The sequence below is a fragment of the Streptomyces sp. WAC06614 genome (assembly GCF_003949795.1).
Classification (GTDB): domain Bacteria; phylum Actinomycetota; class Actinomycetes; order Streptomycetales; family Streptomycetaceae; genus Streptomyces.
This window is the reverse complement of the sequence record NZ_RPRY01000744.1, coordinates 1-797: the sequence shown is the minus strand read 5'-3', so window position 1 is coordinate 797 and position 797 is coordinate 1. Positions and strand designations below refer to the sequence as shown.

The window sequence follows — 797 nt, the reverse complement described above, 5'->3', positions numbered from 1 at the left end:
CGGCGAACCGTCGCCCTGGGGCGCGGGCTTCGACCCCGGCGGCGGGGTGGTGGCCGGGCCGGTGGCGGAGGTACCCGGACGGATCGGGGCGCCGTCGGCCACCGGCTCGGCCTTGGGCATGAACAGCATCGCGTAGGCCACGGCCCCGGCGAGACCGAGGAGGACGAGGACCAGCAGGGTCCGGCCGAGCGCGGCCGGGGTACGCGGCTTGCGCGGGGCCGGGGCACCGCGGTGGCGGCCGTGCGACAGCTCGGCACGCCGGCGTACGACGGGCAGCCGGCCCGGGTCGGGCTCCGCCGCGGCTGCCGCGGCCACGGGCGTGCCGCCGTCCGGCTCGGGCGCCGACCGGACGAGGCTGCGCAGCCAGCCGCGCAGCTCCTCGAAGTCGGGACGCTCGGCCGGGTCCTGACGCAGCAGCGACTCGACGACGGGGCGGAGGGGCCCGCACTCCTCGGCGAAGGCGGGCGGCTCGGAGCAGACCATCTCGACGAGCTCGGCGGTGCTGTCCTCGGGGTAGGGGGCGTGCCCCTGCACGGCCCGGTACAGCAGGGCCCCCAGGGCCCACAGATCGGTGGCGGGCCCGACCGGAGCAGCCAACTGCCAGTTCCCCCGCACGGGCCCGGTCGCCCCCGGCCGCCGAGCGGGCGCCGTCGACGCCGGTGGCCGTGGTGGGGGCCGTGACGGAGCCGTGGGCGCCCCGCGCCGGCCCGGGGCCCGGGCGGCGCCGCGCGGCGTCGGCGCGCCCTGGCCGCCCCGCCCCCGCGGCCGAGGCCCTCGGCACGCTGCCAGCGCGGGCC

The 797-nt window shown here is 81.2% G+C and carries 1 pseudogene; it reads right to left on the bottom strand.

The features are described 5' to 3' along the window. A pseudogene (locus EF918_RS36255) lies at positions 1 to 606 on the bottom strand (hypothetical protein); the annotation flags it as partial. Positions 607 to 797: the final 191 nt, after the last annotated feature.